Genomic DNA, 22,884 nt, shown 5'->3' with positions numbered 1-22,884 from the left:
TGAATAAGAGCATCATGATATTCAAATTTTCTTTATACACGCTACCCACGAAGATAGACCAACGCCCTTCTTGCACGGATACCTTTCATGAATCAGCCGCTTGTTTTCATCGATGGCGACCAAGGCACCACCGGCCTGCAAATCCACGCCCGCCTGCAGGGTCGCCAGGACCTGCGCCTGCTCACCCTGCCCGAGACCGAGCGCAAGGACCCGGCACGTCGCAGCGAGGCTATCAACAGCGCCGACATCGCCCTGTTGTGCCTGCCCGATGCCGCCGCCCGCGATGCCGTGGCGACCGTGCGCAATCGCGCGGTGCGGGTGATCGATGCAAGCTCCGCACACCGCACCACGCCGGGCTGGGTGTACGGCCTGCCGGAACTGGACCAGCAACAAGCCGAACGCATTGCCCGCGCCACGCGCATCAGTAACCCCGGCTGCTACCCCACCGGTGCGATTGCCTTGCTGCGCCCGTTGATCGCTGCCGGGCTGCTGCCAACGGACTACCCGCTGAGCATCCACGCCATCTCGGGTTATTCCGGCGGCGGACGGGCGGCAGTCGAGCGCCATGAGCAGCCTGGCGACAGCTACCTGCCAGCGCTGCAACTCTACGGCCTGGAGCTTGCACACAAACATGTGCCGGAGATCCAGCAACACGCCGGGCTCGCCACGCGGCCGGTTTTCATCCCGGGCTATGGCCACTACCGCCAGGGCATCGTGCTGAGCATCCCGCTACAACTGCGCTTGCTCCCAGGGGTACGCGCCGAGCACTTGCAGGCCTGTCTTGAGCAGCACTACCAAGGCGCCCGTCATGTGCAGGTGATGCCGCTGCACCAACACGGCCCGGCACCGACCCTCGACCCGCAGGCGCTGAACGACAGCAACGACCTGCGCCTGGCGCTGTTCGCCAACCCCGAACACGGGCAAGTGCTGCTGACGGCAGTGTTCGACAACCTCGGCAAAGGCGCCTCGGGGGCGGCGGTGCAGAATCTCGACCTGCTGCTGGCTGGGCTGAACTAACCTTCACGGGTAGACTGTGCCACCGCCTCGCTGAAGGCGCTGCGTTTCAGTACACCCCGGAGCCCTACCCGCGATGTTCATCCTTCGCCGCCTCGACGGCGTGCCGCCCGAAGCCTTCCAGAACCAGATCCGCCAGTTGGTGATCGAGCATGTCGGCCAGCTCAGCAGTGTCGCCATCGCAGCGGACAACCCGCTCTATCCGCTGTACCAGTACGGCGTAGGCCTGGAGGTGCACCAATACCTGATGGCTCTGGATGGCAAGCGCGGCCTGGCAGTACAGCTCACGCTGGCTCTGCATGCCGAGTCGCCCGACCGCTTGCTGGGCTTCGCCCTGGCCCTACCCGCCCAGGACGATGCACAAGCCTGCGCCCTGGCCTACCTCGCCGTGCACCCCGACTACCGTCGCCAAGGCATCGCCCGTGGTTTGGTGGACGCGTTACGTGGCCGCTTTGCCTGTGTCGAGTTGAGCACCTTCGCCGAGCAGGTGCCCTGGTTCGAGGCGATGGGGCTACAAGTGGTGACCACTGCCGGCCCGCAGGTGTTGATGAGCAGTAGCGGGCGCGCCAGCGGTGCGTTGATCGGGCGCCTGGACATCGCGCCGATCTACCAGACGGTCGAGGTGATGCAAATCCACGCCTACCTGCTCAAGCAGCATGGCGAAGCGGCGATGCGCGAGGCGGAACGGACACGCGATGCCCGGCTCGATGAGCTGACCCGGCAATCCCAGGCCTGCGTTGCGCAAAGAATGACCCGTCACTAAAAGAGCCGGGCCCTTCACAGCGCGGTCCCAGCCTGAGCTGGCGGCCAATCGTGAACAGGCGCTACCGGCCACAGCCCCCAGGCGCTGTCGCCTGAAGGCACAAAACCTGACGTATCGGTCAGTCCATGACGAAACCGTTCATACTGGTTGTTACATCGAATGACTGGTCAGCAATAGCAGCACCGTGACATTATTGACGTCAAAAAAACCGTAGAAGGTGGGGAATACCTAATTAGCCGCAGCGCATCGAGAGCCTGGCGACCGTCGCCACAAGGCCCTCAAGACCAGCTCTTGACGCCTGCCAAATCACGTCAAGGAGCATTCATGCAGTTTCGGAATATGAAGATCGGCAAGCGAGCCGCCGCCGTGTTTGCACTGCTCGGTGGGTTGGTGCTGGTCATGGGCCTGCTAGCCCTGTACGAAACACGCCAAATGGACAGCGCGACCGATGAGATTCGCATCACCTGGATGCCAGCGGTGGTCGCCCTGAACGACATCAACAGCAACCTCGGACGCGTCCGCGCGCTCACCCTGCGCAGCGCACTGGACGACGACAGCGCCGAACGCGAACGCACCATCGCCATGGCTGGAAAGGTTGACGAAGCCCTGAAAAACGGTCTCCAGACCTATGCAGACACGATCATTGAAGCCGATGACCGTGCCCTGTTCGACACCTTCAATACAGCCTACCAGCAGTACTACACCCAGCAGCAGGACGTACTCAAAGACATCCTCGCCGGCAAGCTGGATGAGGCCAAGCGCCACATCAGCGGTCCACTCACCCAGGAAGCCGATGCCATGATGAACGCCATGGCAGCGCTGATCGCGTACAACGGCAAGGGTGCCGAAGACGCTTCCCAGCGCAGCAGCGATGTAGCCGACGAAGCCTTCAATGTGATCATCGCTTCGCTGGTGGTGATCATGCTCGCGCTGATCGCCATCGCCACCTTGCTCACCCGTAGCATCGTCCGTCCGTTGGCCGAAGCCGTGGCCGTGGCCGAGCGCGTGGCCACAGGCGACCTGACCCGCGAGATCAGCATCAGCGGCCGCGACGAGCCGGCGCTGCTGCTGCGCGCCCTGAGTCAGATGCAGCAAAGCCTGCGCGAGACCCTGCGCAAGATCGCCGCATCCTCGGACCAACTCGCCTCGGCCTCCGAAGAACTGCATTCGGTCACCGAAGACACCAGCCGCGGCCTGCACCAGCAAAGTGCCGAGATCGACCAAGCCGCCACCGCGGTCAACCAGATGACCGCTGCGGTCGAGGAAGTGGCGAATAACGCGGTGAGCACCGCCGACGCCTCCAAAGGCGCAGACCAGAGCACCCGCGATGGTCGCGACCAGGTCAATCAGGCGCTCAACTCGATCCAGCACCTGGTCGAGGACGTCACCGGCACCTCGCAGGAAATCGAACAACTGGCCAACAACGCCAACGAGATCAGCCAGGTGCTGGATGTGATCGGCGCAATCGCCGGGCAAACCAACCTGTTGGCCCTGAACGCGGCCATCGAAGCAGCCCGCGCAGGGGAAGCCGGCCGTGGTTTTGCCGTGGTCGCCGACGAGGTGCGCGCCCTGGCTCACCGCACCCAGCAATCCACCGCCGAGATCGAACAGATGATCGGTGGCATCCAGAGCGGAACCGAGCGGGCCGTCAGCGCCATGCACAACAGCCAGGGACGCGCCAGCGGCACCCTGGAAGTGGCCCAGGCCGCAGGCCAGGCACTGGAAGTGATCGCCGAAGCCATCGCCTCGATCAACCAGCGCAACCTGGTGATCGCCAGCGCCTCCGAGCAACAGGCGCAGGTAGCACGGGAAGTGGACCGTAACCTGGTAAACATCCGCGACTTGGCGATGCAGACCTCCGCCGGCGCCAACCAGACCAGTGCGGCCGCACAGGATCTGTCGCGCCTGGCCGTGGAGCTGAACGGGATGGTCGCGCAGTTCAAGCTCTGAATCGACGCCTTTACGCCACTTGAAAACATCGCGGGGCAAGCCCGCTTCCACACCCCGAACACCGGGAGTTGTGGAAGCGGGCTTGCCCCGCGATGGTAAGTGGCGAAGTAACGCTACAGGTCAGTCATTCACCCCGACCACACGCCCCGCCTTCACCGGCTGACTACGGCTGGCCAGGCAGTAGTAAAGCGGTACTGTCACCAGCAGCCCGAACAGCCAGGACAAGTCTGCCCCTTCGACGATGTTGGAATACGGCCCGACATACAGCGAAGTATTGGCGAATGGCAGTTGCACCAGGATGCCGCAGGCATAGGCGACGATCGCGTGGTGGTTGAAGCGGCCATAGATGCCGCCATCGGCGCGGAAGATCGAGGCGATGTCGTACTCGCCGCGCTTGATCAGGTAGAAGTCCACCAGGTTGATCGATGCCCACGGCACCAGGACCAGCAGCAACGCCAGGATCAGGCCGATGAACTCGCCGATGAAGTCGGCCGAAGCGTTCAGTGCCACCAAACCACAGCCCACCAGGATCAACGCAGCCAATACCACGCGCACCTTGATGCTCGGGGTCCACTGGGCTGCGAAGGTCTGGATCGCGGTGACGATCGACAACACCGCACCATACAGGTTAAGGGCGTTGTGGCTGATGATGTTGAGCAGGAACAGCACCATCAGGATCGGACCCAGCCAGCCAGTAGCCTGCTTGACCGCCGCCATGGCGTCGGTACCTTGCGGCACACACAGCACCGCCACCGCACCGAAGCTGAAGCACAGGATAGTGCCCAGGGTGGCCCCGAAATACGTGGCCCAGAACGGTTTGGCGATACCGATTTCGCGCGGCAGGTAGCGCGAATAGTCGGAGGTGTACGGCGAGAAGCTGATCTGCCAGATGGTGCCCAGCGACACCGTGGCGACGAAGCCGGACAGGTTGAACGCACCACGGCTGAAGAAGTCAGCCGGCAGATCCTGAATGAACATCATGATGAAACCGGCCAGCAGCGCCGTGCCCATCACCCAGGTCCCGATGCGGTTCAGGGTATGGATGAAGCGATAGCCGATCACGCCAATGGCGGTGGCGCTCAACGCGCCGATGACGATGGCGCTGGGCATCGGCACGCTGGGGGCGATGCCGTGGATCGACTTGCCAGCCAGGACGATGTTGGAGATGAAGAAGCCGACATAGATCAGCGCGGTGAAGAACACGATCAGCAGTGCGCCATAACGGCCGAACTGGCCACGGCTCTGCACCATCTGCGGAATGCCCAGCTGCGGGCCTTGGGCAGACGCCAGGGCAATCACCACCCCTCCCAGCAGATGGCCCAGCACGATGGCGATCAGCCCCCACAGCAGGTTCAGATGGAACACCTGCACCACCATCGCCCCGGTGACGATGGGCAGCGGCGCGATGTTGGTGCTGAACCAGAGGGTGAACAGGTCACGCGCCTTCCCATGGCGCTCGGCAGGTGGAACGTAATCGACCGTGTGATTCTCGACAAACTGGTGTTGCGACGACGGTTGGGACATAGGAATTCAGCTCGAAAGGTCGTTTTTATCTTTGTAAGGAAACCGCATCAAGGCGGCCTCTCAGCTGAAGACCATATTATGGTATTCCAAACTTTTGACAACACTGACCCGCTCGAAAAAACCGCAACTGATCTGCTTGCGCAACCCGTTCAGCAACCGCAGCTCAGGCTCAAAGCCCCATTATTCAAGGGCCCGAGCCGTTCATCGTGTAAATCGGCAGGTGGAAAATTCCACTTGCAAAATAGGTATTACGGTATACCATCAGACACATCAACGATAAAAACCGCGGACCACCGCAGCCCTTCCGAGGTACACGAGATGATCGACGCAACTGTCTACAAGCACGTCCTGGGCTCCTTCCCCTCCGGCGTAACCGTCATCACCACCCTGGACGACGACGGCTCGATCGTCGGCCTCACCGCCAGCGCGTTCTCCTCGCTTTCCATGGACCCGCCGCTGGTGCTGTTCTGCCCCAATTACAGTTCCGACTCCTACCCCGTCCTGATCAAGAACAAGCGCTTCGCCATCCACCTGCTCTCCGGTGAGCAGCAGGCCGAAGCCTACGCGTTCGCCAAGAAAGGCAAGGACAAAGCTGCCGGCATCGAGTGGACGCTCAGCGAGTTGGGCAACCCGATCCTGGCCGGCGCCACCGCCGTCATCGAATGCGAACTGTGGCGCGAATACGAAGGCGGCGACCACGCCATCATGGTGGGCAAGGTGCACAACCTGATCGTGCCTGAAGAGGCTCCACGCCCGATGGTCTACTGCCGCGGCAAAATGGCCAGCCTGCCCGCCTTCGCCTGAGACGCACCGCTACGCTACCGAAGCTTGCCTTACGGGCAGGCGACAACAACAAGCTCCGAGGAAAGCCCCATGAAATTTTCGTTGTTCGTACACATGGAACGTTGGGATGAACAGGTCAGCCACCGCCAACTGTTCGAAGACCTGACCGAACTGACCCTGATGGCCGAAGACGGCGGGTTCAGTACCGTGTGGATCGGCGAACACCATGCCATGGAGTACACCATCTCGCCGAGCCCGATGCCGCTGCTGGCGTACCTTGCCGCGCGCACCGAGAAGATCCGTCTGGGCGCCGGCACCATCATCGCACCGTTCTGGAACCCGATCCGCGTGGCAGGCGAATGCGCCCTGCTCGATGTGATCAGCAACGGTCGCATGGAAGTGGGCCTGGCCCGCGGCGCCTACCAGTTCGAATTCGACCGCATGGCCGGCGGCATGCCCGCCACCGACGGCGGCAAGGCACTACGCGAAATGGTCCCCGTGGTGCGCAAGCTGTGGGAAGGCGACTACGCCCACGACGGCGAAGTCTACAAGTTCCCCACCTCCACCAGCGTGCCGAAACCGTTCAACGCCCAGCCGCCGATGTGGATCGCCGCGCGCGACCCGGACTCGCACAACTTTGCCGTGGCCAACGGTTGCAACGTCATGGTCACCCCGCTGATGAAGGGCGACGAAGAGGTCCTGGACCTGAAGAACAAGTTCCAGGCAGCCCTGGACAACAATCCCGAGGTGCCGCGCCCGCAACTGATGGTGCTGCGCCACACCCACGTGCACAGCCCGGCCGAGCCTGACGGCTGGAAAGTCGGCGCCCAGGCCATCTCGCGCTTCTACCGTACCTTCGATGCCTGGTTCGGCAACAAGACCACCCCGGTCAACGGTTTCCTGGAGCCAAGCCCTGAGTCGAAGTTCGCCGAAGTCCCGGCGTTCGAGCTGGACAACATTCGCAAGAACACCATGATCGGCACGCCAGAAGAGATCATTGCGCGCATCAAGTACTACCAGGAACTTGGCGTCGACGAGTTCAGCTTCTGGTGCGACAACAGCCTGCCCCACGCCGAGAAGAAAAAATCCCTTGAACTGTTCATTAAGGAAGTGGTGCCGGCGTTCGCCTGAATTCCCATTGCCTGAAACCTTGCGGGAACCAGCCCGCTCTCGTGGGCCCTGCGGTCTGCGTGAGCGGGCTTTTTTTGAGCGGCAAGCGGCAAGCGGCAAGCGGCAAGCGGCAAGCGGCAAGCGGCAAGCAAGAGCGGGACCGCGTTCGGCTTGCGGCTCAGCACCTTTCGTCCCCTCCCAAAGGATTTTTTCAGTCTGCTCTTGCAGAACAAATATTATGGTATACCATCAGACAACAAGAGCTGATAACCCTAACCAGGAGCCCCCCATGAGTTTCGAAATCCGCAAGATCGTCACCTACTCCGAAGAGACCCGCATCGAAGGCGGCAAGGCCACCGACAAGCCGGTGACCATGGTCGGTCTGGCCGTGGTGATCAAGAACCCATGGGCCGGTCGCGGTTTCGTCGAAGACTTGAAGCCTGAAATCCGCGCCAACTGCTCGGAGCTGGGTGCACTGATGGTCGAGCGCCTGACCGCTGCCATTGGTGGCGCCGACAAGATCGAGGCCTACGGCAAGGCGGCTGTGGTCGGTGCGGACGGCGAGATCGAGCACGCCTCGGCGGTCATCCACACCCTGCGCTTCGGCAACCACTACCGTGAAGCCGTGCAAGCCAAGAGCTACCTGAGCTTCACCAACAAGCGCGGCGGCCCAGGCACCTCGATCCAGATCCCGATGATGCAGAAGGACGACGAAGGCCTGCGTTCGCACTACATCACCCTGGAAATGCAGATCGAAGACGCCCCGCGCGCCGACGAAATCGTGGTGGTGCTGGGCGCCTCCGACGGTGGCCGCCTGCACCCGCGCATTGGCAACCGCTATATCGACCTGGAAGAACTGGCCGCCGAAAAAGCCAACGCTCAATAACAACAACCAAGACGGGCCGGGGCGTGGCGTGCATACCCGCCGCGCCCGACCTTCAAGGAGCGCCCTCCATGATTCAGCCTGTCGCTGAACGTACACCGGCCGGGACCAGCTACACCGTCCACGGCCAAGGCCAGCCCGTGGTACTGATCCACGGCGTAGGCCTGAACAAGGAAATGTGGGGCGGGCAGATCGTGGGCCTGGCCAACGACTACCGCGTCATCGTCTATGACATGCTCGGCCACGGCCAAAGCCGCGTACCGACCGTCGACACGCCGCTGGAAGGCTACGCCGACCAGCTTGCTGAACTGCTCGACCACTTGCAGATCGCGCAGGCCACGGTGATCGGCTTCAGCATGGGCGGCCTGGTGGCACGTGCCTTCGCCCTCAATTACCCACAGCGCCTGGCTGCGCTGGTGGTGCTCAACAGCGTGTTCAACCGCACCCCCGAGCAGAGCGCTGGGGTTATCGCACGTGCTGCACAAGCCTTCGAGCAAGGCCCCGACGCCAACGTCGACGCCGCCCTGGACCGCTGGTTCAGCCGCGAATACAAAGCCGCCAACCCCGCGCAGGTCGCCGCCATCCGCCAGATCCTGGCGAGCAACGATCCGCAGGGTTACCACACCACCTATTCGTTGTTCGCCACCCAGGACATGTACCGCGCCGCCGACCTGGGCAACATCCAGGTGCCGACGCTGATCGCCACCGGCGAACTTGACGCAGGCTCCACCCCGGCCATGACCCGCCAGCTCGCCGCCAGTATTCCAGGTGCGCAAAGCGTGGTGCTGGCCGAGCAACGGCATATGATGCCGGTGGAAGCACCCCGCGAAGTCAACAAGATGCTGCTGGACTTCCTCAAGCAAGCTCGCATCCTTACCGAATCTGCCAAGGGGATTGTTGCATGACCCTCGTTCGTTTCCAGATGTGCATCGACGGCCAGTGGCTCGATGCGCAGAGCGGCAAGACCTTCGACAGCCTCAACCCGGCCACCGCCCAGGCCTGGGCACAACTGCCCGACGCCGACGAAGCCGATGTCGAGCTGGCCGTGCAGGCCGCCCAGCGCGCCTTCGACAGCCAGGCCTGGCGCAGCATCACCGCCACCGCGCGCGGCAAGCTGCTGCGCCGCCTCGGTGACCTGATCGCCGAGAACAAAGAGCACCTGGCCCAGCTGGAGAGCCGCGACAACGGCAAGCTGATCCGCGAAACCCGTGGCCAGGTCGGCTACCTGCCGGAGTTCTTCCACTACACCGCCGGCCTTGCTGACAAGCTCGAAGGTGGCACCCTGCCGCTGGACAAGCCCGACCTGTTTGCCTACACCGTGCACGAGCCGATCGGTGTGGTGGCCGGGATCATCCCCTGGAACAGCCCGCTGTACCTGACCGCGATCAAGCTCGCCCCGGCCCTGGCCGCTGGCAACACCATCGTGCTCAAGCCGTCCGAGCACGCCTCGGCGACCATCCTCGAACTGGCACGCCTGGCCCTGGAAGCCGGCTTCCCAGCTGGCGTGGTCAACGTGGTCACCGGCTACGGCCCAAGCACCGGCGCGGCGCTGACCCGCCACCCGCTGGTGCGCAAGATCGCCTTCACCGGTGGTGCCGCCACGGCACGCCATGTGGTGCGCAGCAGCGCCGAGAACTTCGCCAAGCTGTCGCTGGAGCTGGGCGGCAAATCGCCGAACATCATTTTCGCCGACGCCGACCTGGACAGCGCCATCAACGGCGCGGTGGCGGGCATCTACGCCGCCTCCGGGCAGAGCTGCGTGGCCGGCTCGCGACTGCTGGTGCAGGATGAGATCTTCGACGAATTCGTCGAGCGCCTGATCGCCCGCGCCAAGCGCATCCGCATCGGCAACCCGCAGGATGACGCCAGCGAAATGGGCCCGATGGCTACCGCCCAGCAACTGGCCGTGGTCGAAGGCCTGGTCGCGGCGGCCAAGGCCGAAGGCGCCAAGCTGCACATGGGCGGCAAGCGTGCCGAGGTCGAAGGTGACGGCTGGTTCTACGAGCCCACCTTGTTCGAGTGCGACAGCAACTCGATGACCATCATGCAGGAAGAGGTGTTCGGACCGGTCGCTGCGGTGATTCGCTTCAAGACCGAAGAAGAAGCCCTGGCCATCGCCAACGACTCGCAATTCGGCCTGGCCGCCGGCATCTGGACGCGCGACCTGAGCCGCGCTCACCGCCTGGCTCGCGACGTGCGCTCGGGGATCATCTGGGTCAACACCTACCGCGCCGTGTCGGCCATGGCCCCGATCGGCGGCTTCAAGAACAGCGGCTACGGCCGCGAGAGCGGCATCGATTCGGTGCTTGCTTATACCGAGCTGAAGACGGTGTGGATCAACCTCTCCACCGCGCCCATGCCCGACCCGTTCGTGATGCGTTGATGAGGTAGCACAAGATGATCGAACCAGGCATCTACAAAGACGTGATGGGCTCGTTCCCATCCGGTGTCACCGTGGTCACCACCCTGGACGCCGACGGCGGCATCGTCGGCATCACCGCCAGTGCGTTCAGCGCGCTGTCGATCGACCCGGCGCTGGTGTTGTTCTGCCCCAACTACGCCTCCGACACCTACCCGATCCTGCGTGACAGCAAGCAGTTCGCGATCCACCTGCTGTCCGCCGACCAGACCGCCGAAGCCTATGCCTTCGCCGGTAAGGGCAAGGACAAGGCCAAAGGCATCGAGTGGCACCTGAGCGAACTGGGCAACCCGCTGTTGCCCAAGGCCACGGCGATCATTGAGTGCGAGCTGTGGCGCGAGTACGACGGCGGCGATCATGCGATCATCGTCGGCGCGGTGAAAAACCTGGTGTTGCCCGAGCAGCCGGTAACGCCGATGGTGTATCACAAGGGCAAGCTTGGCTCGCTGCCGCCACTGGGCTGAGGCCTGATCGGCAATCGGTGTTTGTTGGCTTCTTCGCGGGCAACCCCGCAAAGAAGCCAACACCGATCCCCCTCGTTTCCGGGGGCCGCGCATACCCCCTCACCTTCGGTTGCGGCCCCCATTTTTATTCCACGTTCAAGGACTTCGGCAGATGAGCAACGAAAAGTACGAAAAAGGCCTCAAGATCCGCACCCAGGTGCTGGGCGAGGACTACGTCAACCGCTCGATCCAGAACGCCGACGATTTCACCCAGCCGCTCCAGGAGCTGGTTACCGAGTACTGCTGGGGGCATGTCTGGGGCCGTGATGGTTTGTCGCTCAAAGAGCGCAGCATGATAAACTTGGCCATGATTTCCGCGCTCAACCGCCCCCACGAACTCAAGCTGCACATCCGTGGTGCCTTGCGTAATGGCCTGAGCCGCGAACAGATTCGCGAGATTCTGCTACAAGTCGGTATTTATTGCGGCGTACCTGCGGCGGTGGACAGTTTCCGCCTGGCCCGCGAAGCGTTCGCCGAAGCCGATGCGGATTCAACCCGTTAACAGCGGGCTGTTCGAACCACTGCAAGGAGTGCCGCGCTGCGTGGCACTTCGCGATGTTGGCGCAACAGCCTCATAAAAGAGCGCCCCTGATGAAACGCCAACCCCTCGACGACAGTTTCAAGGTCAACCGCAACCCGGTCACGCTGCGCGAAATCGTGCTCGATAAACTGCGCAACGCGATCATGAACTTCCACCTGCTGCCAGGTGACCGCCTGGTCGAACGTGACCTCTGCGACCGCCTCGGGGTCAGCCGTACTTCGGTGCGCGAGGCCCTGCGCCATCTGGAGTCCGAAGGCCTGGTGGAGTTCGCCGACGCCAAAGGCCCACGGGTCGCCATCATCACCTTGGAAGATGCCCGCGACATCTACGAGCTGCGCTGCGTGCTCGAAGGCCTGATCGTCCAGCTGTTTACCCTCAATGCCAAGAGCAAGGACATTCGCGCCTTGGAGCGAGCACTCGAAGTCAATCGCGAAGCGCTCGAAGAAGGCGAACTGGCCCAGGTGCTGGATTCGGTGCAGGGCTTCTACGATGTGTTGCTCGAAGGTTCCGGCAACCAGGTTGCAGCCCAACAGCTGCGCCAGTTGCAGGCGCGCATCAGCTACCTGCGTGCAACCTCGGTGTCGCAGGAAAACCGCCGCGGCGCCAGCAACCGCGAAATGGAAAAGATCGTCGAAGCCATCAAGGGCGGTGATCCGCAAGTAGCCCATCAGGCCTCGGTCGACCACGTACGCGCCGCTGCCAAGGTCGCCTTGGACTACCTGCGCCAGAAACAGGACGACAACGCCAAGGTCCGCGAAATCGTCGAACCCCTGCCCCTCAAGGACCCTCGCATAGGCCGCTGACCATGCCCACCGCCCCGCGCTACTGCCCGCACTGCACCACGGAACTGGCCCGGGGCGTGCCCAACGGCGATACCCACGAACGCCTGCACTGCGCCGGGTGCGGCTACATTCACTACGTCAACCCGAAGATCATCGCCGGCTGCATCATCGAACGCGATGGCAAGTACCTCTTGTGCCAGCGCGCGATCCCACCGCGTCCCGGCACCTGGACCCTGCCCGCAGGCTTCATGGAGGCCGGCGAGAGCACCGAGCAGGCGGCGCTGCGCGAAGTCTGGGAAGAGAGTGGCGTGCGCGCCGAGATCGTTTCGCCCTACTCGATCTTCAGCGTGCCGAAAATCAGCGAGGTGTACATCATCTTCCGCGCCATCGCCACCGAGGAGACCGGCGATTTCGGGCCCGAAACCCTAGCCTACCGGTTCTTCGAGCCTGATGAAATTCCGTGGGAAGAGATCTACTACCCAGCCATCCGACAGATCCTCGAACGTTACATCCTCGAACGTCAGGCGGGTGTCTACGGGATCTACATGGGCAATGACAATACCGGCAAGGTGCACTTCATTCGCTGATGAGCAGCCCTGGCGTGACGGGCGCAGGCCCGTCAACGCAAACAACGTCCAGACACCCTCGCCGATCCGACGCCGCCCTCAACGAAAACCCTGTGCTACCCAGCCGCGCGGGCGCCTAACGCGTCGCCACCACGAATAGACGCGGGAACGGCAACAACACCTTGCCATCCGTAGCCTGCGGGTAGTCATGCTGCATGGCTTGCAGGTACAACTGCAGGAAGTCGGCCTGTTCCTGATCATCCAGTCGCGCCAGATAAGGCCGCAGCGCCGAGCCTTTGAACCATTGCACCACCGCCTCGGCGCCGCCAAGCAGCGGATGATGGTAGGTGGTGCGCCAGACATCCACCCGCGCGCACAGCGGGCTCAGCAGGTCGTAGTAGAAGGCGGCGTTATGCCGGGGCGGCAACGCGAAGTCGGCGAACTTGTCGGCCCAGGGCCCACGCGCCGCGATCTCGCGCAGTTGCCGATGAGCCGGCTCATCGAGGTTGTCGGGAACCTGTACCGCCAGGCTTGCGCCTTCACTGAGCTGACGCACCAGATGCGGGTACAGGCTGCCGTGGTCGGGCACCCACTGTAGCGAGGCATTGGCGAGGATCAGGTCCTGGGGCTCGCTAGCCTGCCAACTGGCGATGTCAGCGATTTCACAGCGCACCCGTGGGATGCTCAGGCGTGGCCGCTGACGGGCCTTGTCGATCATGTCAGGGTCACTGTCCAACGCGGTGACCTGAGCATCGGGATGGCGCTGCAGCAGCACTTCGGTGGAATTGCCAGGGCCGCAGCCCAAATCGGTGGCGTGGCGTACCGGACGCGGCGGAACGGCAGCAAGCAAGTCACGCACGGCACGGGTGCGTTCGTCTTCGAAGAGCGAGTACTGAGTGGCAGACCAAGACATGGCGGGCTCCTTGGGTAGCGTTGCGCTTAGCATACGCCAGAAACCGCCCTATCGCGGCGCACAGCCACACCTACGGGCAGGCATTGCACAACCGCCGCAAGACCACACCAGCAACTGCAAAAACGGCCGGCCCCCGCACAGGGCCCGGCCGTCGGTCATCGCTTCAAACGCTTATTGGCGCTTGGCGCAGCGAATCTGGTGCACCACCCCCATGGCCACCACCACCGCAGCAGCGATGCCGGTGGAGATCACCAGGATCTGGTAGTCAGGCAGGAACGCCATCACCACCAGGCAGACCACGATGAACGCGATCACCAGGTAGGTCAGCCACGGGAACAGCCACATCTTCAAGCGCACTTCCTTACCTTCGGCGATCAGCTTGCGGCGCATGCGCAGCTGCGAGAAGGCGATCACCAGGTACACCAGCAGGGCAATCATGCCGGTGGTGTTCATCAGGGTTTCCAGCACGTCCTTCGGACGCAGCGCGTCGCTAAAGTTGATCAGGGCGCAGAACACCGCCACCAGGCACGAGCCGATGATCGCGTTCACCGGTACACCGGTGCCAGTGCGGGTGAACTTGAACAGGCGCGGCGCATCGCCACGCTGGGCCAGGGAGAACAGCATGCGCGAAGCAGTGTAGTGGCCGGAGATCAGGCAGCTGCTCACCGAAGTCAGCACCACGAAGTTCATCAGCAACTCGGCGTAAGGCACCCCCAGCAGTTCCAGGGTACGACGGTAGGCACCATAGCCGGAGACGCCCAGTTGCGGGTCGTTCCACGGCACCAGGCAGACGATCAGGAAGATCGAGCCCACATAGAACAGGCATACACGCCACACCACCGAGTTGGTGGCCTGGACGATCTGGGTGGCCGGGTCTTTAGCTTCGGAGGCCGCGATGGTCACGATCTCAGCGCCCAGGAACGCGAACATCACCCCAAGCAGCGCACCGATCACCGTGGTGATGCCGTTGGGCATGAAGCCTTCGGCGGTCAGGTGGGTGATGCCGCGCACTTCACCAAACTGCCAGATGTTCATCACCGCCGCGGTGCACACCACCAGGAAGCAGACAATCGCCACCACCTTGATCAGCGCGAACCAGAACTCGAACTCACCGTAGTGCTTGACGTTGAAGAAGTTGACGGTGATCAGCACCAGCGTGGTGGCCAGCACGAACACGTTGACGCTGACATCAGGGAAGAAGCCGTGCAGGATCTTGCCAGCCACGTAGGCTTCCCAGGCCATCAGAATCACCCAGTACCACCAGTACAACCAGCCGATGGTGAAACCGGCCCAGCGACCGATGGCGCGGTCGGCGTAGGTGGAGAACGAGCCGGTGTCTGGCGAGGACGTCGCCATCTCCCCGAGCATGCGCATGATCAGCACCACGAGGATGCCGCCCGCCAGGTAAGCCAGCACGGCGGCTGGGCCGGCGCTGTGTATGACGCTGCCGGAACCGACGAACAGCGCGCCGCCGATAACCCCGGCGATGGACATCATCGTCAGGTGGCGCGACTTCAGCGAGGCACTGAGCTTGCTCTCGTGCCCGCCATTCGCGGTGGTGGATGTGGATGTTGCGTCCATCAGTTGTGTACCCCGTGCTTCTTTTTATCCAAGGAAAACTGTGAAACCCCGATGGTCGTCGGTCTCACCTGTACATCAGTGCTAATGCGGGCAGGGAGGTGTGCAGTGCACACGCAGGCCATCCGTGGCGGCCTGCTTACGCCGTCAGAGGTTGCCCTCTGAACGAACTGAACCATGCTGGGGGCGGCCCGAAGGCGGCCGACCGGGCAGAAAGAAGATGCGAGGCATGCCTCGACGGTAAAGCGGCGATTTTGTGATTGTTCATGACGCTGGTACGCGCTGTGTTGGATATATCTGACACGTAATGTAAAAATGTCTGACACAGAGAGCCATGCACAGTGGCATGAAATCCTCACTGCACTGTACAGGCCGCCAATGCAATACACCCTGCAGGCGCTTGGCGTTACGCACCCCTGAAGGCACCTTCGAATGCTCCAGCTACACCCGGATTCCCCTACCCCGTTGGTCAACCAGATCATCGACGGGCTGCGTGAGCTGATCGACAACCAGACCCTCAAGCCCGGCGCGAAGGTCCCGTCGATCCGCGCGTTCGCCTCGACCTACTCGGTCAGCACCTTCACCGTGGTGGAAGCCTACGACCGCTTGGTGGCGCAGGGCCTGCTGGTCAGCAAGGGCAATGCGGGGTTCTTCGTCAATCGTGCGGCAAGCGAGCTATTGGAGACTCAGAGCGTCGAAACCGACACCTCGCGCCCAACGTTCAATTCCGAGTGGTACCTGCAACAGATCTTCGAAATCCGCCAACTGCCGTACAAGCCAGGGTGCGGCTGGCTGCCCAACGACTGGATGTACGAGGAAGGCCTGCGCCGTGGCCTACGCCAGGTAGCTGGCAGCCCACTGGAGTTGTCCGGGTACGGCGACCCGATGGGCCTTGCCGAATTGCGCGCGTTGACCGCGCAGAACCTGCAGCAAGAGTTGTCGATCGTTGCCAACCCTGCGCAGTTGATGCTCACCCACGGCGCCAGCCAGGCCCTGGATCTGGCCGTACGCACGTTGGTGCGTCCGGGTGACGTGGTGCTGGTGGACGACCCCGGCTACCCCAACCTGATGAGCATCCTGCGCACCCAGGGTGCGACCCTGGTCGGTGTGCCACGCACCCCGGCCGGCTACGACCTCGACCAGCTCGAACGCCTGCTCAGTCACCACCGGCCCACGACCTTCTTCACCCAGCCGCACCTGCACAGCCCGACCTGCTCGCGCACCCCGCTGACGCAGTTGCACCGCTTGTTGCAACTGGCCAGCCAGCACGGTTTTCGGCTGGTGGAGAACAACCTGTACGCCGACATGATCGCCGACCCGCTGCCGTGCCTGGCCAGCCTCGACCACCTGCAACAGGTGGTGTACGTCGGCAGCTACTCGAAAAGCATCTCGCCCAACGTGCGCGTGGGCTACGTGCTGGCCAATCCCGAACTTACCCAGCAGTTGGTTCATCTGAAGATGCGCTCAGGCCTGACCACCTCGCAGGTGATGGAGCGCGTGGTCTACGCCGCGATCATCGACGGGCGCTGGCGCAAGCACCTCAAGCGCCTGCGCCAGCGCCTGGCCGAGGCGCATCAGGAAGTCGGCCGGCACCTGCACCGACTGGGTTTCGAGTTGTTCATCGAGTCGGACGAAGGCATGTACATCTGGACCCGCCACCCGGCGATCCCCGACAGCGCCGCGCTGCTCGACGATGCGCTGGAAAAAGGCATCATGCTCGGGCCTGGGCAGTTGTTCATGGTCGATGCCAAGGCCACTGGATGGATGCGCTTCAATGTGGCGTTCAGTACGGATCCGGCGATGTGGGAGTTGCTGGAGAAGGTATTGGTCAAGCATGTGCGGCGTGGTGGGATGTAAATACCGCCGTATTGATCTCGAACTCAAGGACCGCAATACACGACTGACGCCGTTCCGCCAGGCCCCAGGAGCACGCGCAGCGAAAGCTCCAACACTTATCTTCCAGTTTTCATCCAGCTCTGCGGGAAAATTCTCTCAAGGCAGATTGGAAATTCCTGACTATTCCAACAGCCATCTGAGCGGCAAAGTATAAAAACTTTCTCCGCAGCATGGCTTTAAACCGTTATGTCTGGAAGCATCAATTCGCCTGTGCCAAACACCTATTTAGAGCTTCCAAAAACAACAATAAACTCGTCAGCCAGGGACCGTCTTCCGGCGCACATCCATCATTTAAACCACCATTGAGAATCTAGCTTTAGCCCTTATCAAGCAGGCGTTCCCATGCACTTCCGTGCAATAAGAACGCTCGCCAAACCACCTGCCTAGCGTTACATGGAGGAACCCCATGCAGGACCCTGTCATACTCCCCGCTCAACTTGTCCGTGCTGACGGCAAATACCGGATCACGCCCGTCGACCTGGAAGGTTTGTTATCAAATTCGTTTGATCCTGGCGCAACCGACAATGCCATCCGGCGCCACCATGCCGGAAAAATAGGCGTTGCCATTCGAAATAAAGTGCGCCAGGCACACGAGCGGCATATATTACTGCTGAAAAATATCGTCACCGAAGAAGTAGAAGCAGAACTATCCAGCGCCAGTGGAAGCGAACTTGAAATCGCGACCACCCGGCAACAGGTCCTCCAACGCCTCATCACTGAAAAACAATCAGAACTGTCTGAACTCCGTGGCGCGCTGAGCAAGTATTTCAACTTCGATCCTGTATCCGCAACAGACTCGACCCTGTTCGGCGAATTCATTCGACACGCAGGGGCAAGCCTTGAGCACTCCGCTGTCCAATCGTTCACCGACGGGCTCTATACCGCTTATGACGCCAAGACCCTGGCCCAGGTGGTGCAACTTCTTCAGCAACAAGAACAAGCCGCTACCGCAACGGTGGCGCTGCTGCATGCTCAGAACGCACAACAAGTAGCCGAAGCCGCCATTGCCGAAGCCATCAGGCGAGCCAATAGCTATTCGGCCATTGCAGTCAGCAGCCCGGTCATCGTCACCGCAGCCGGAACGGTAATCACCAACATCGCCCGATTCTCCCTGCTCGGCGCGATTCAAGCGGCCATTGGCGCCTTGGTCGGACTCGGTGCAGGTGTCGCAGCAGGGCTCGCGGTCGGCACCATTGCCATGCTGGTGCCATCCCGGCTGGGCAACGGTGAACTGCCGGAACGCTATCTTCTGCAAACCCCGCTCGAGGGGCTGGATCCTGACCTCAGCAAAGCAATGGCGCCCGGCAATCCGACAGCCAGTCATGCCGACCTTCCTTTTCGTTTCGGCTCTCGGACCACGGCAGCGGGTGATTCGGAAATCTTCGTCGTCAAGACCGACGGACAAACCGTGCCTGCCCAGGTGCGCATCCTGGCTGCCACTCACGACCCACAACGCAACGTCTACAGCGTAGTCACTGCGGACATACCATCGCGGACACTGACGTGGACACCGATCGCACAACCACCTGATGCCTCCACCACGCTGCCTGCCGAGCGACCGGAGCCTCCGGTCTATGAAGGGGCGACGCTGACACCTGTCGAGGTGAGGATCGACAGCTACCCAGAGGTCGCCGACGCTAGCCTGGATGACTACATCATCGTGTTTCCGGCAGACTCGGGGCTGCCACCGCTGTATGTAATGTTTCGGGATCGGCGGGAGGAGCCGGGGACTGGTAACGGTAACGGAGTTGAGGTTGGCGAGTCTTGGTCTAAGCACGTTGAAACACTTGAGGGTGCTCCCATACCTGCTCAAGTAGCCACCCTGCTGAAAGGATTGTCATTCAGGAACTGGACCGCTTACAGGAATGCACTGTGGAAGGCGGTGGCGGATGATCCATTTCTAAGTGCCCAATTTGGCCCCGGCAGCATTGGGAGGATGAGAAGAGGAAGGCCCCCTCTGGCCCGCGTGCATGAGCGGGTAGGAAACATCGCTTCGCTTCAAATTCATCACAAAATACCGATTTCCGAAGGTGGCGACGTCTACAACTCAGAGAACTTAACAATAGTCACGCCCAAACAGCATCATACAATCCATTACGGCGAAAACAATGAAAAAGACAATCAGCGACTTCACTGAGAGCGAATTTTTAAAATACGTCTCAGAAATCTATGAAGGCGACTACCCAACCGACCAAGCTCACATTGATGAAATATTCGAGTTCGAACGAATTTCCGAACACCCGAGAAAGTCCGACCTACTTTATTATCCAAACCCTGGAGAGGATGGCCCAGAAGCTGTCGTCGCAGTGATAAAAGCGTGGCGCTTAGCAAACAACAAACCAGGTTTCAAAACCGAATAAAACTTCACAATCGACGCAAAGCCCAACCCAAGTGATGAGGGGCTTTGCGTCATCAGGAACACCCTCTCGAGCGCCGAGAAAAAACGCCGAACACCCTACAACATAGATTTAACCTCGCCGCCCCAAGCAAAGGTCGACTCGACCAAGGCCAACGGGACCCTACAATGTCGAACCCAACAGAAAATCGTGAAATAATTCTAAAATATAAAATCGATGAATACTCAGAAGCTGAGCTTACCGAATTTCTAAAAGAATTCTTCGAAAATCCAAGTCAACTCAAAGGCGATGCACTGGGCGTGCATATCAATCAGCTCATCGATCATTTTGAAAGCCTTATTGATCACCCGGACAAAAGCGACCTCATTTACTATCCTGCCGAGGGTGTAGAAGATAGCCCTGCCGGAGTGATCTCGGTGATTAAGGAATGGCTTGCTGCAAATGGAAAGCCGGGATTCCGACAAGATTAAATCTGTCATGCAGCCTTAAAAAGGCCAACGCCGCTTCGTATTCGAAGCGGCGTTGGTGACTGGGATCAGTTTGAACGGGCAAATCTATCGGTCGTCACCGCAGCCAGCGCCACCTACAGCTGGACCATGAACTCAGCCTCGCTGGCGCGGTGGGCAGGTTGAGATTTACCCCTCCCCCGCGCCGCTGCCACGCTTGTCTTCAAAACCCGCAACGCATGGGTAGAAGTTAGCCAGGTCGCCATGCCTATTGAGGGGAAAAAAGCGCCGAACATCCTACAGCATAAATTTAACTGCACTGCCCCCAAGCACAGGTATACCCGACCAAGATCAAAGGCGCCTTGCGAATACGCCGGACCCCTGCCAGCCCCGGCGCCGCTGATCGATCAGAAGCCCACGGTGGCCGACATCAGCCAGGTGCGCGGGGTCGACATCGTCAAGCCGGTGGCGGTGCCTTCCGGTACGTTGGCCGACACCCAGTAGGCCTTGTCCAGCACGTTTTCCACGCTGGCGCGCAGGGTCACGTCCTTGCCACCAAGCTTCAGCGCATAGCGCGCACCCAGGTCGTAACGCTGCCAGGCGTCGAGCTTCTGGGTGTTGGCCAGGTCCAGGTACTGGTTGCTGGTGTGGATCATCCGCGCGCTCAGGGTCAGGCCCTGCACAGCAGGGATATCCCACTCCACGCCCAGGTTGGCGTTGACCACCGGGGTGCCGATAGGCCGGTTACCGTCGGTGCGACCGCCTGCGGTACGTACCTGGGTCGCGTCGAGGAACATCGCACCGCCCAGTACCCGCACGCCGTCCAGCGGCTCACCGAACAGATTCAGCTCAAGGCCTTGGTTACGCTGCTCGCCGTCGTCGCGCAGGACGTTCTGCTCGGTGTAGTACATCGGCCGCTCGATGCGGAACAGGCTGAGCGTGGCGGCAAAGCGGCCCATGTCGTACTTGGCGCCAACCTCCAGCTGCTTGCTGCGAAATGGCGCGAACACCTGGCCATTGTTGTCCAGGCCCTCGCCTGCGGTCTGGCCTTGGGTCAGGCCTTCCATGTAGTTCATGTACAGCGACAGTTGCTCGGTGGTGCGCCACACCAGGCCCATGGCCGGCGAGGTGGCACGCTCGTCGTAGGCCTGCTCAGGCACGCCGTCGGTGTCGCTGTCCACCTCGACCCGCTGCAGGCGAGCGCCGAGGGTCAGCAGCACGCGATCATCAGCCAGGCTCAGGGTGTCGGCCAGGGCCAGGCTGGAGAGCACGGTCTCGGTGTGGGTCGGATCGTCGGCGCGGGTCGCGATGCCCGGCGTCGGCAGCGCGACCGGGTCGTACAGGTTGCTCACGCCAGTGGCATAGCGGGCACCGCTGTTGTCGAAGGTCAACTCGAAACGGTTCAAGCTCAGGTTCAGGGTATGCGCGACAGCGCCAGTGCTGAACCAGTTGCGCGCGCCAATCGTTGCGGTGCGCACGTCCTCCTCACGCTGGAACGCCCGTGGGCTGACAGTGAAGCGCCCGGCATCGTTGACCACCTGTACGTTGTGGCGCAAAAAATCGTAGTCGCCCTTGCGCGCGCCCACGGCGCCGTAGAGCATCCAGCTGTCGCTGACATCGTACTCGCCGCGTAAGGCGCCGAAGGTGTCCTGGGCCTTGGAATAGCTCCAGGGCTGGGCAAAGTTGTGGTGTACGTCCTTGGCATCCGGCACCTTCACCCCAGGGTTCAGGGCAACCCGCTCCATGGGTGCATCGACATCTCGCGCCTGGTGCCCGATATCCAGCGACACCCGCGCGCGCTCGCCGCGCACATCGAAACCCAGTACCGCGCCGTCGCGCTCCAGGCGCTGATGATCCCATTCGGTATCGCCCGACTGGCGTACAGCGTTCAGGCGCAGGCCAAAACGCTGGTCCTCGCCAAAGCGCCGGCTAATGTCCACGTGTCCGCCGCCCTGCCCCGCCGAGGCATACAGGGCGGTGAACTCAGTCAAAGGGGCGTCGCCGGCATGCTTGGGCTCGATGTTGACCCCGCCTCCAATGCTGCCGTTGGGCGCCAGACCGCCGAGCAAGGCGCCCGGCCCCTTGAGGATATCGACCCGCTCGATCAGTTCCATGTCGATTGAATAGGTCGGCAGCACCCCGTACAGACCACCGTAGGCAACATCACTGTTATACAAGCTGAAACCGCGTATCGAGAACTGCTCGAAACGCCCAGCCGAGGGGTTGGTGGTGCGCACCGAGGGGTCATTGGCCACGGCATCGGCAAGGGTGCGGGCCTGCTGGTTCTGCAGCGCCTCACTGGTGTACGAGGTCATGTTGAATGGCGTCTCCATGAAGTCGCGCTCGCCCAGCAAGCCCTGGTTGCCGCGCCGCGCCACCTGACCACCGGCATAGGCGTCATCGGCTGGAGCATAGCCCTGGCCGTTGATGGTGGTGCTGGGCAACTGATGCGCGCCCTCCTCACTCTGGACCTGTGGCAGCAAGGTGTAGCCACCCTGCCCGGCCGGCACCAGTTGCAGTCCCGAGCCGTGCAAAAGAGCCTGGAAGCCCTCCTCGACACTGTACTCGCCACGCAGCCCGGCACTGCTGCGCCCTGCCACCAGCGCCGGGTCCACCGACAGGTTGACACCGGCCTGGCCGGCGAAGCGGGTCAACGCGCCGGCCAGGCTGCCGGCCGGTACATCGACATTGCGCCGTGCGCTGTCAGCGGCCTGGACGGCGCCGGGCAAGCCCAGAGCAAGCAATAAAAGGGGCGTGGAAAGCGGGCGCAGCAGAGGGCTCATGGACATCCAGAATGCTCGTGTTGACGGAGTGATGCCCTGAATGACAGGCGAGCGAAAAAAAAGGGACAGTGAT

General features: G+C 61.9%; 20 protein-coding genes. 16 read left to right on the top strand and 4 right to left on the bottom strand.

Annotated elements, in window-relative coordinates; translation table 11 throughout:
• The first annotated feature begins 87 nt into the window (after positions 1-87).
• The 3 genes from argC to ACNFIC_RS01065 all read left to right on the top strand — a co-directional run bounded on the left by argC (position 88) and on the right by ACNFIC_RS01065 (position 3,727).
• Positions 88-1,017, top strand: a complete 930-nt coding sequence (gene argC, locus ACNFIC_RS01075) for an N-acetyl-gamma-glutamyl-phosphate reductase (RefSeq protein WP_138217376.1) — start codon at positions 88-90, stop codon at positions 1,015-1,017.
• A 73-nt stretch (positions 1,018-1,090) separates the two neighbouring features.
• The gene (locus ACNFIC_RS01070) at positions 1,091-1,777 is read left to right on the top strand and encodes a GNAT family N-acetyltransferase (protein WP_416779369.1); all 687 of its coding nucleotides are present in this window, start codon (positions 1,091-1,093) and stop codon (positions 1,775-1,777) included.
• A gap of 324 nt (positions 1,778-2,101) precedes the next feature.
• Positions 2,102-3,727 carry a methyl-accepting chemotaxis protein gene (locus ACNFIC_RS01065; protein ID WP_416779367.1) on the top strand — a complete coding sequence of 542 codons (1,626 nt, stop codon included), beginning with the start codon at positions 2,102-2,104 and terminating at the stop codon, positions 3,725-3,727.
• A gap of 120 nt (positions 3,728-3,847) precedes the next feature.
• Here the strand turns inward: ACNFIC_RS01065 and ACNFIC_RS01060 are convergent, their stop codons facing one another.
• Entirely contained in the window at positions 3,848-5,251 is a 1,404-nt protein-coding gene (locus ACNFIC_RS01060) for a purine-cytosine permease family protein (RefSeq protein ID WP_138217373.1), read from the bottom strand.
• Between the two features lie 318 nt (positions 5,252-5,569).
• Between ACNFIC_RS01060 and ACNFIC_RS01055 the strand changes: the two genes are divergently transcribed.
• From ACNFIC_RS01055 to ACNFIC_RS01015, 9 genes are all read left to right on the top strand, one after another.
• A complete protein-coding gene (locus tag ACNFIC_RS01055; protein ID WP_138217372.1) occupies positions 5,570-6,055 on the top strand; it encodes a flavin reductase family protein in 486 nt (161 codons plus the stop codon).
• Between the two features lie 69 nt (positions 6,056-6,124).
• Positions 6,125-7,165, top strand: coding sequence for an LLM class flavin-dependent oxidoreductase (locus ACNFIC_RS01050; RefSeq protein ID WP_138217371.1), 1,041 nt, complete (start codon positions 6,125-6,127; stop codon positions 7,163-7,165).
• 268 nt (positions 7,166-7,433) lie between these two features.
• Positions 7,434-8,030: an amino acid synthesis family protein gene (locus ACNFIC_RS01045; RefSeq protein WP_133327025.1), complete on the top strand. Its 597-nt coding sequence runs from the start codon at positions 7,434-7,436 to the stop codon at positions 8,028-8,030.
• Between the two features lie 68 nt (positions 8,031-8,098).
• A complete protein-coding gene (locus ACNFIC_RS01040; RefSeq protein WP_138217370.1) occupies positions 8,099-8,932 on the top strand; it encodes an alpha/beta fold hydrolase in 834 nt (277 codons plus the stop codon).
• Entirely contained in the window at positions 8,929-10,410 is a 1,482-nt protein-coding gene (locus ACNFIC_RS01035; RefSeq protein WP_416779363.1) for an aldehyde dehydrogenase, read from the top strand. Before ACNFIC_RS01040 ends, ACNFIC_RS01035 begins: the two co-directional genes overlap by 4 nt.
• Before the next feature lie 14 nt (positions 10,411-10,424).
• The gene (locus tag ACNFIC_RS01030; protein ID WP_416779361.1) at positions 10,425-10,910 is read left to right on the top strand and encodes a flavin reductase family protein; all 486 of its coding nucleotides are present in this window, start codon (positions 10,425-10,427) and stop codon (positions 10,908-10,910) included.
• Between the two features lie 151 nt (positions 10,911-11,061).
• Entirely contained in the window at positions 11,062-11,451 is a 390-nt protein-coding gene (locus ACNFIC_RS01025) for a carboxymuconolactone decarboxylase family protein (protein WP_138217367.1), read from the top strand.
• Positions 11,452-11,540: 89 nt separating this feature from the next.
• Complete coding sequence (locus tag ACNFIC_RS01020; RefSeq protein WP_138217366.1) at positions 11,541-12,293, top strand: GntR family transcriptional regulator; 753 nt, start codon at positions 11,541-11,543, stop codon at positions 12,291-12,293.
• A gap of 2 nt (positions 12,294-12,295) precedes the next feature.
• Positions 12,296-12,859 carry an NUDIX hydrolase gene (locus ACNFIC_RS01015; protein WP_416779358.1) on the top strand — a complete coding sequence of 188 codons (564 nt, stop codon included), beginning with the start codon at positions 12,296-12,298 and terminating at the stop codon, positions 12,857-12,859.
• Positions 12,860-12,974: 115 nt separating this feature from the next.
• Here the strand turns inward: ACNFIC_RS01015 and tam are convergent, their stop codons facing one another.
• The gene (gene tam / locus ACNFIC_RS01010) at positions 12,975-13,751 is read right to left on the bottom strand and encodes a trans-aconitate 2-methyltransferase (RefSeq protein ID WP_138217364.1); all 777 of its coding nucleotides are present in this window, start codon (positions 13,749-13,751) and stop codon (positions 12,975-12,977) included.
• A 171-nt stretch (positions 13,752-13,922) separates the two neighbouring features.
• Entirely contained in the window at positions 13,923-15,332 is a 1,410-nt protein-coding gene (locus tag ACNFIC_RS01005; protein ID WP_416779356.1) for an amino acid permease, read from the bottom strand.
• A 429-nt stretch (positions 15,333-15,761) separates the two neighbouring features.
• Here ACNFIC_RS01005 and ACNFIC_RS01000 point away from each other — a divergent pair, with 429 nt between their 5' ends.
• The 4 genes from ACNFIC_RS01000 to ACNFIC_RS00985 all read left to right on the top strand — a co-directional run bounded on the left by ACNFIC_RS01000 (position 15,762) and on the right by ACNFIC_RS00985 (position 20,052).
• Positions 15,762-17,186, top strand: coding sequence for a PLP-dependent aminotransferase family protein (locus ACNFIC_RS01000; RefSeq protein ID WP_416779354.1), 1,425 nt, complete (start codon positions 15,762-15,764; stop codon positions 17,184-17,186).
• Between the two features lie 445 nt (positions 17,187-17,631).
• Positions 17,632-19,362, top strand: a complete 1,731-nt coding sequence (locus tag ACNFIC_RS00995) for an S-type pyocin domain-containing protein (protein ID WP_416779353.1) — start codon at positions 17,632-17,634, stop codon at positions 19,360-19,362.
• On the top strand, positions 19,334-19,585 hold the full coding sequence (locus tag ACNFIC_RS00990) for a bacteriocin immunity protein (RefSeq protein WP_416779351.1): 252 nt from the start codon (positions 19,334-19,336) through the stop codon (positions 19,583-19,585). Before ACNFIC_RS00995 ends, ACNFIC_RS00990 begins: the two co-directional genes overlap by 29 nt.
• A gap of 164 nt (positions 19,586-19,749) precedes the next feature.
• On the top strand, positions 19,750-20,052 hold the full coding sequence (locus tag ACNFIC_RS00985; RefSeq protein WP_416779349.1) for a bacteriocin immunity protein: 303 nt from the start codon (positions 19,750-19,752) through the stop codon (positions 20,050-20,052).
• Positions 20,053-20,435: 383 nt separating this feature from the next.
• Here ACNFIC_RS00985 and ACNFIC_RS00980 read toward each other — a convergent pair whose 3' ends face one another.
• Positions 20,436-22,811 (bottom strand): TonB-dependent siderophore receptor, encoded by a 2,376-nt coding sequence (locus tag ACNFIC_RS00980; protein WP_416779347.1) that lies wholly within the window; start codon positions 22,809-22,811, stop codon positions 20,436-20,438.
• Positions 22,812-22,884 lie beyond the last annotated feature (73 nt).

Source organism: Pseudomonas sp. NY15463 (assembly GCF_048068415.1).
In the GTDB taxonomy this organism is placed as follows: Bacteria; Pseudomonadota; Gammaproteobacteria; order Pseudomonadales; family Pseudomonadaceae; genus Aquipseudomonas; species Aquipseudomonas mosselii_C.
Note: the sequence above shows the minus strand (reverse complement) of the source record. Positions and strands in the feature narration are given on the sequence as shown.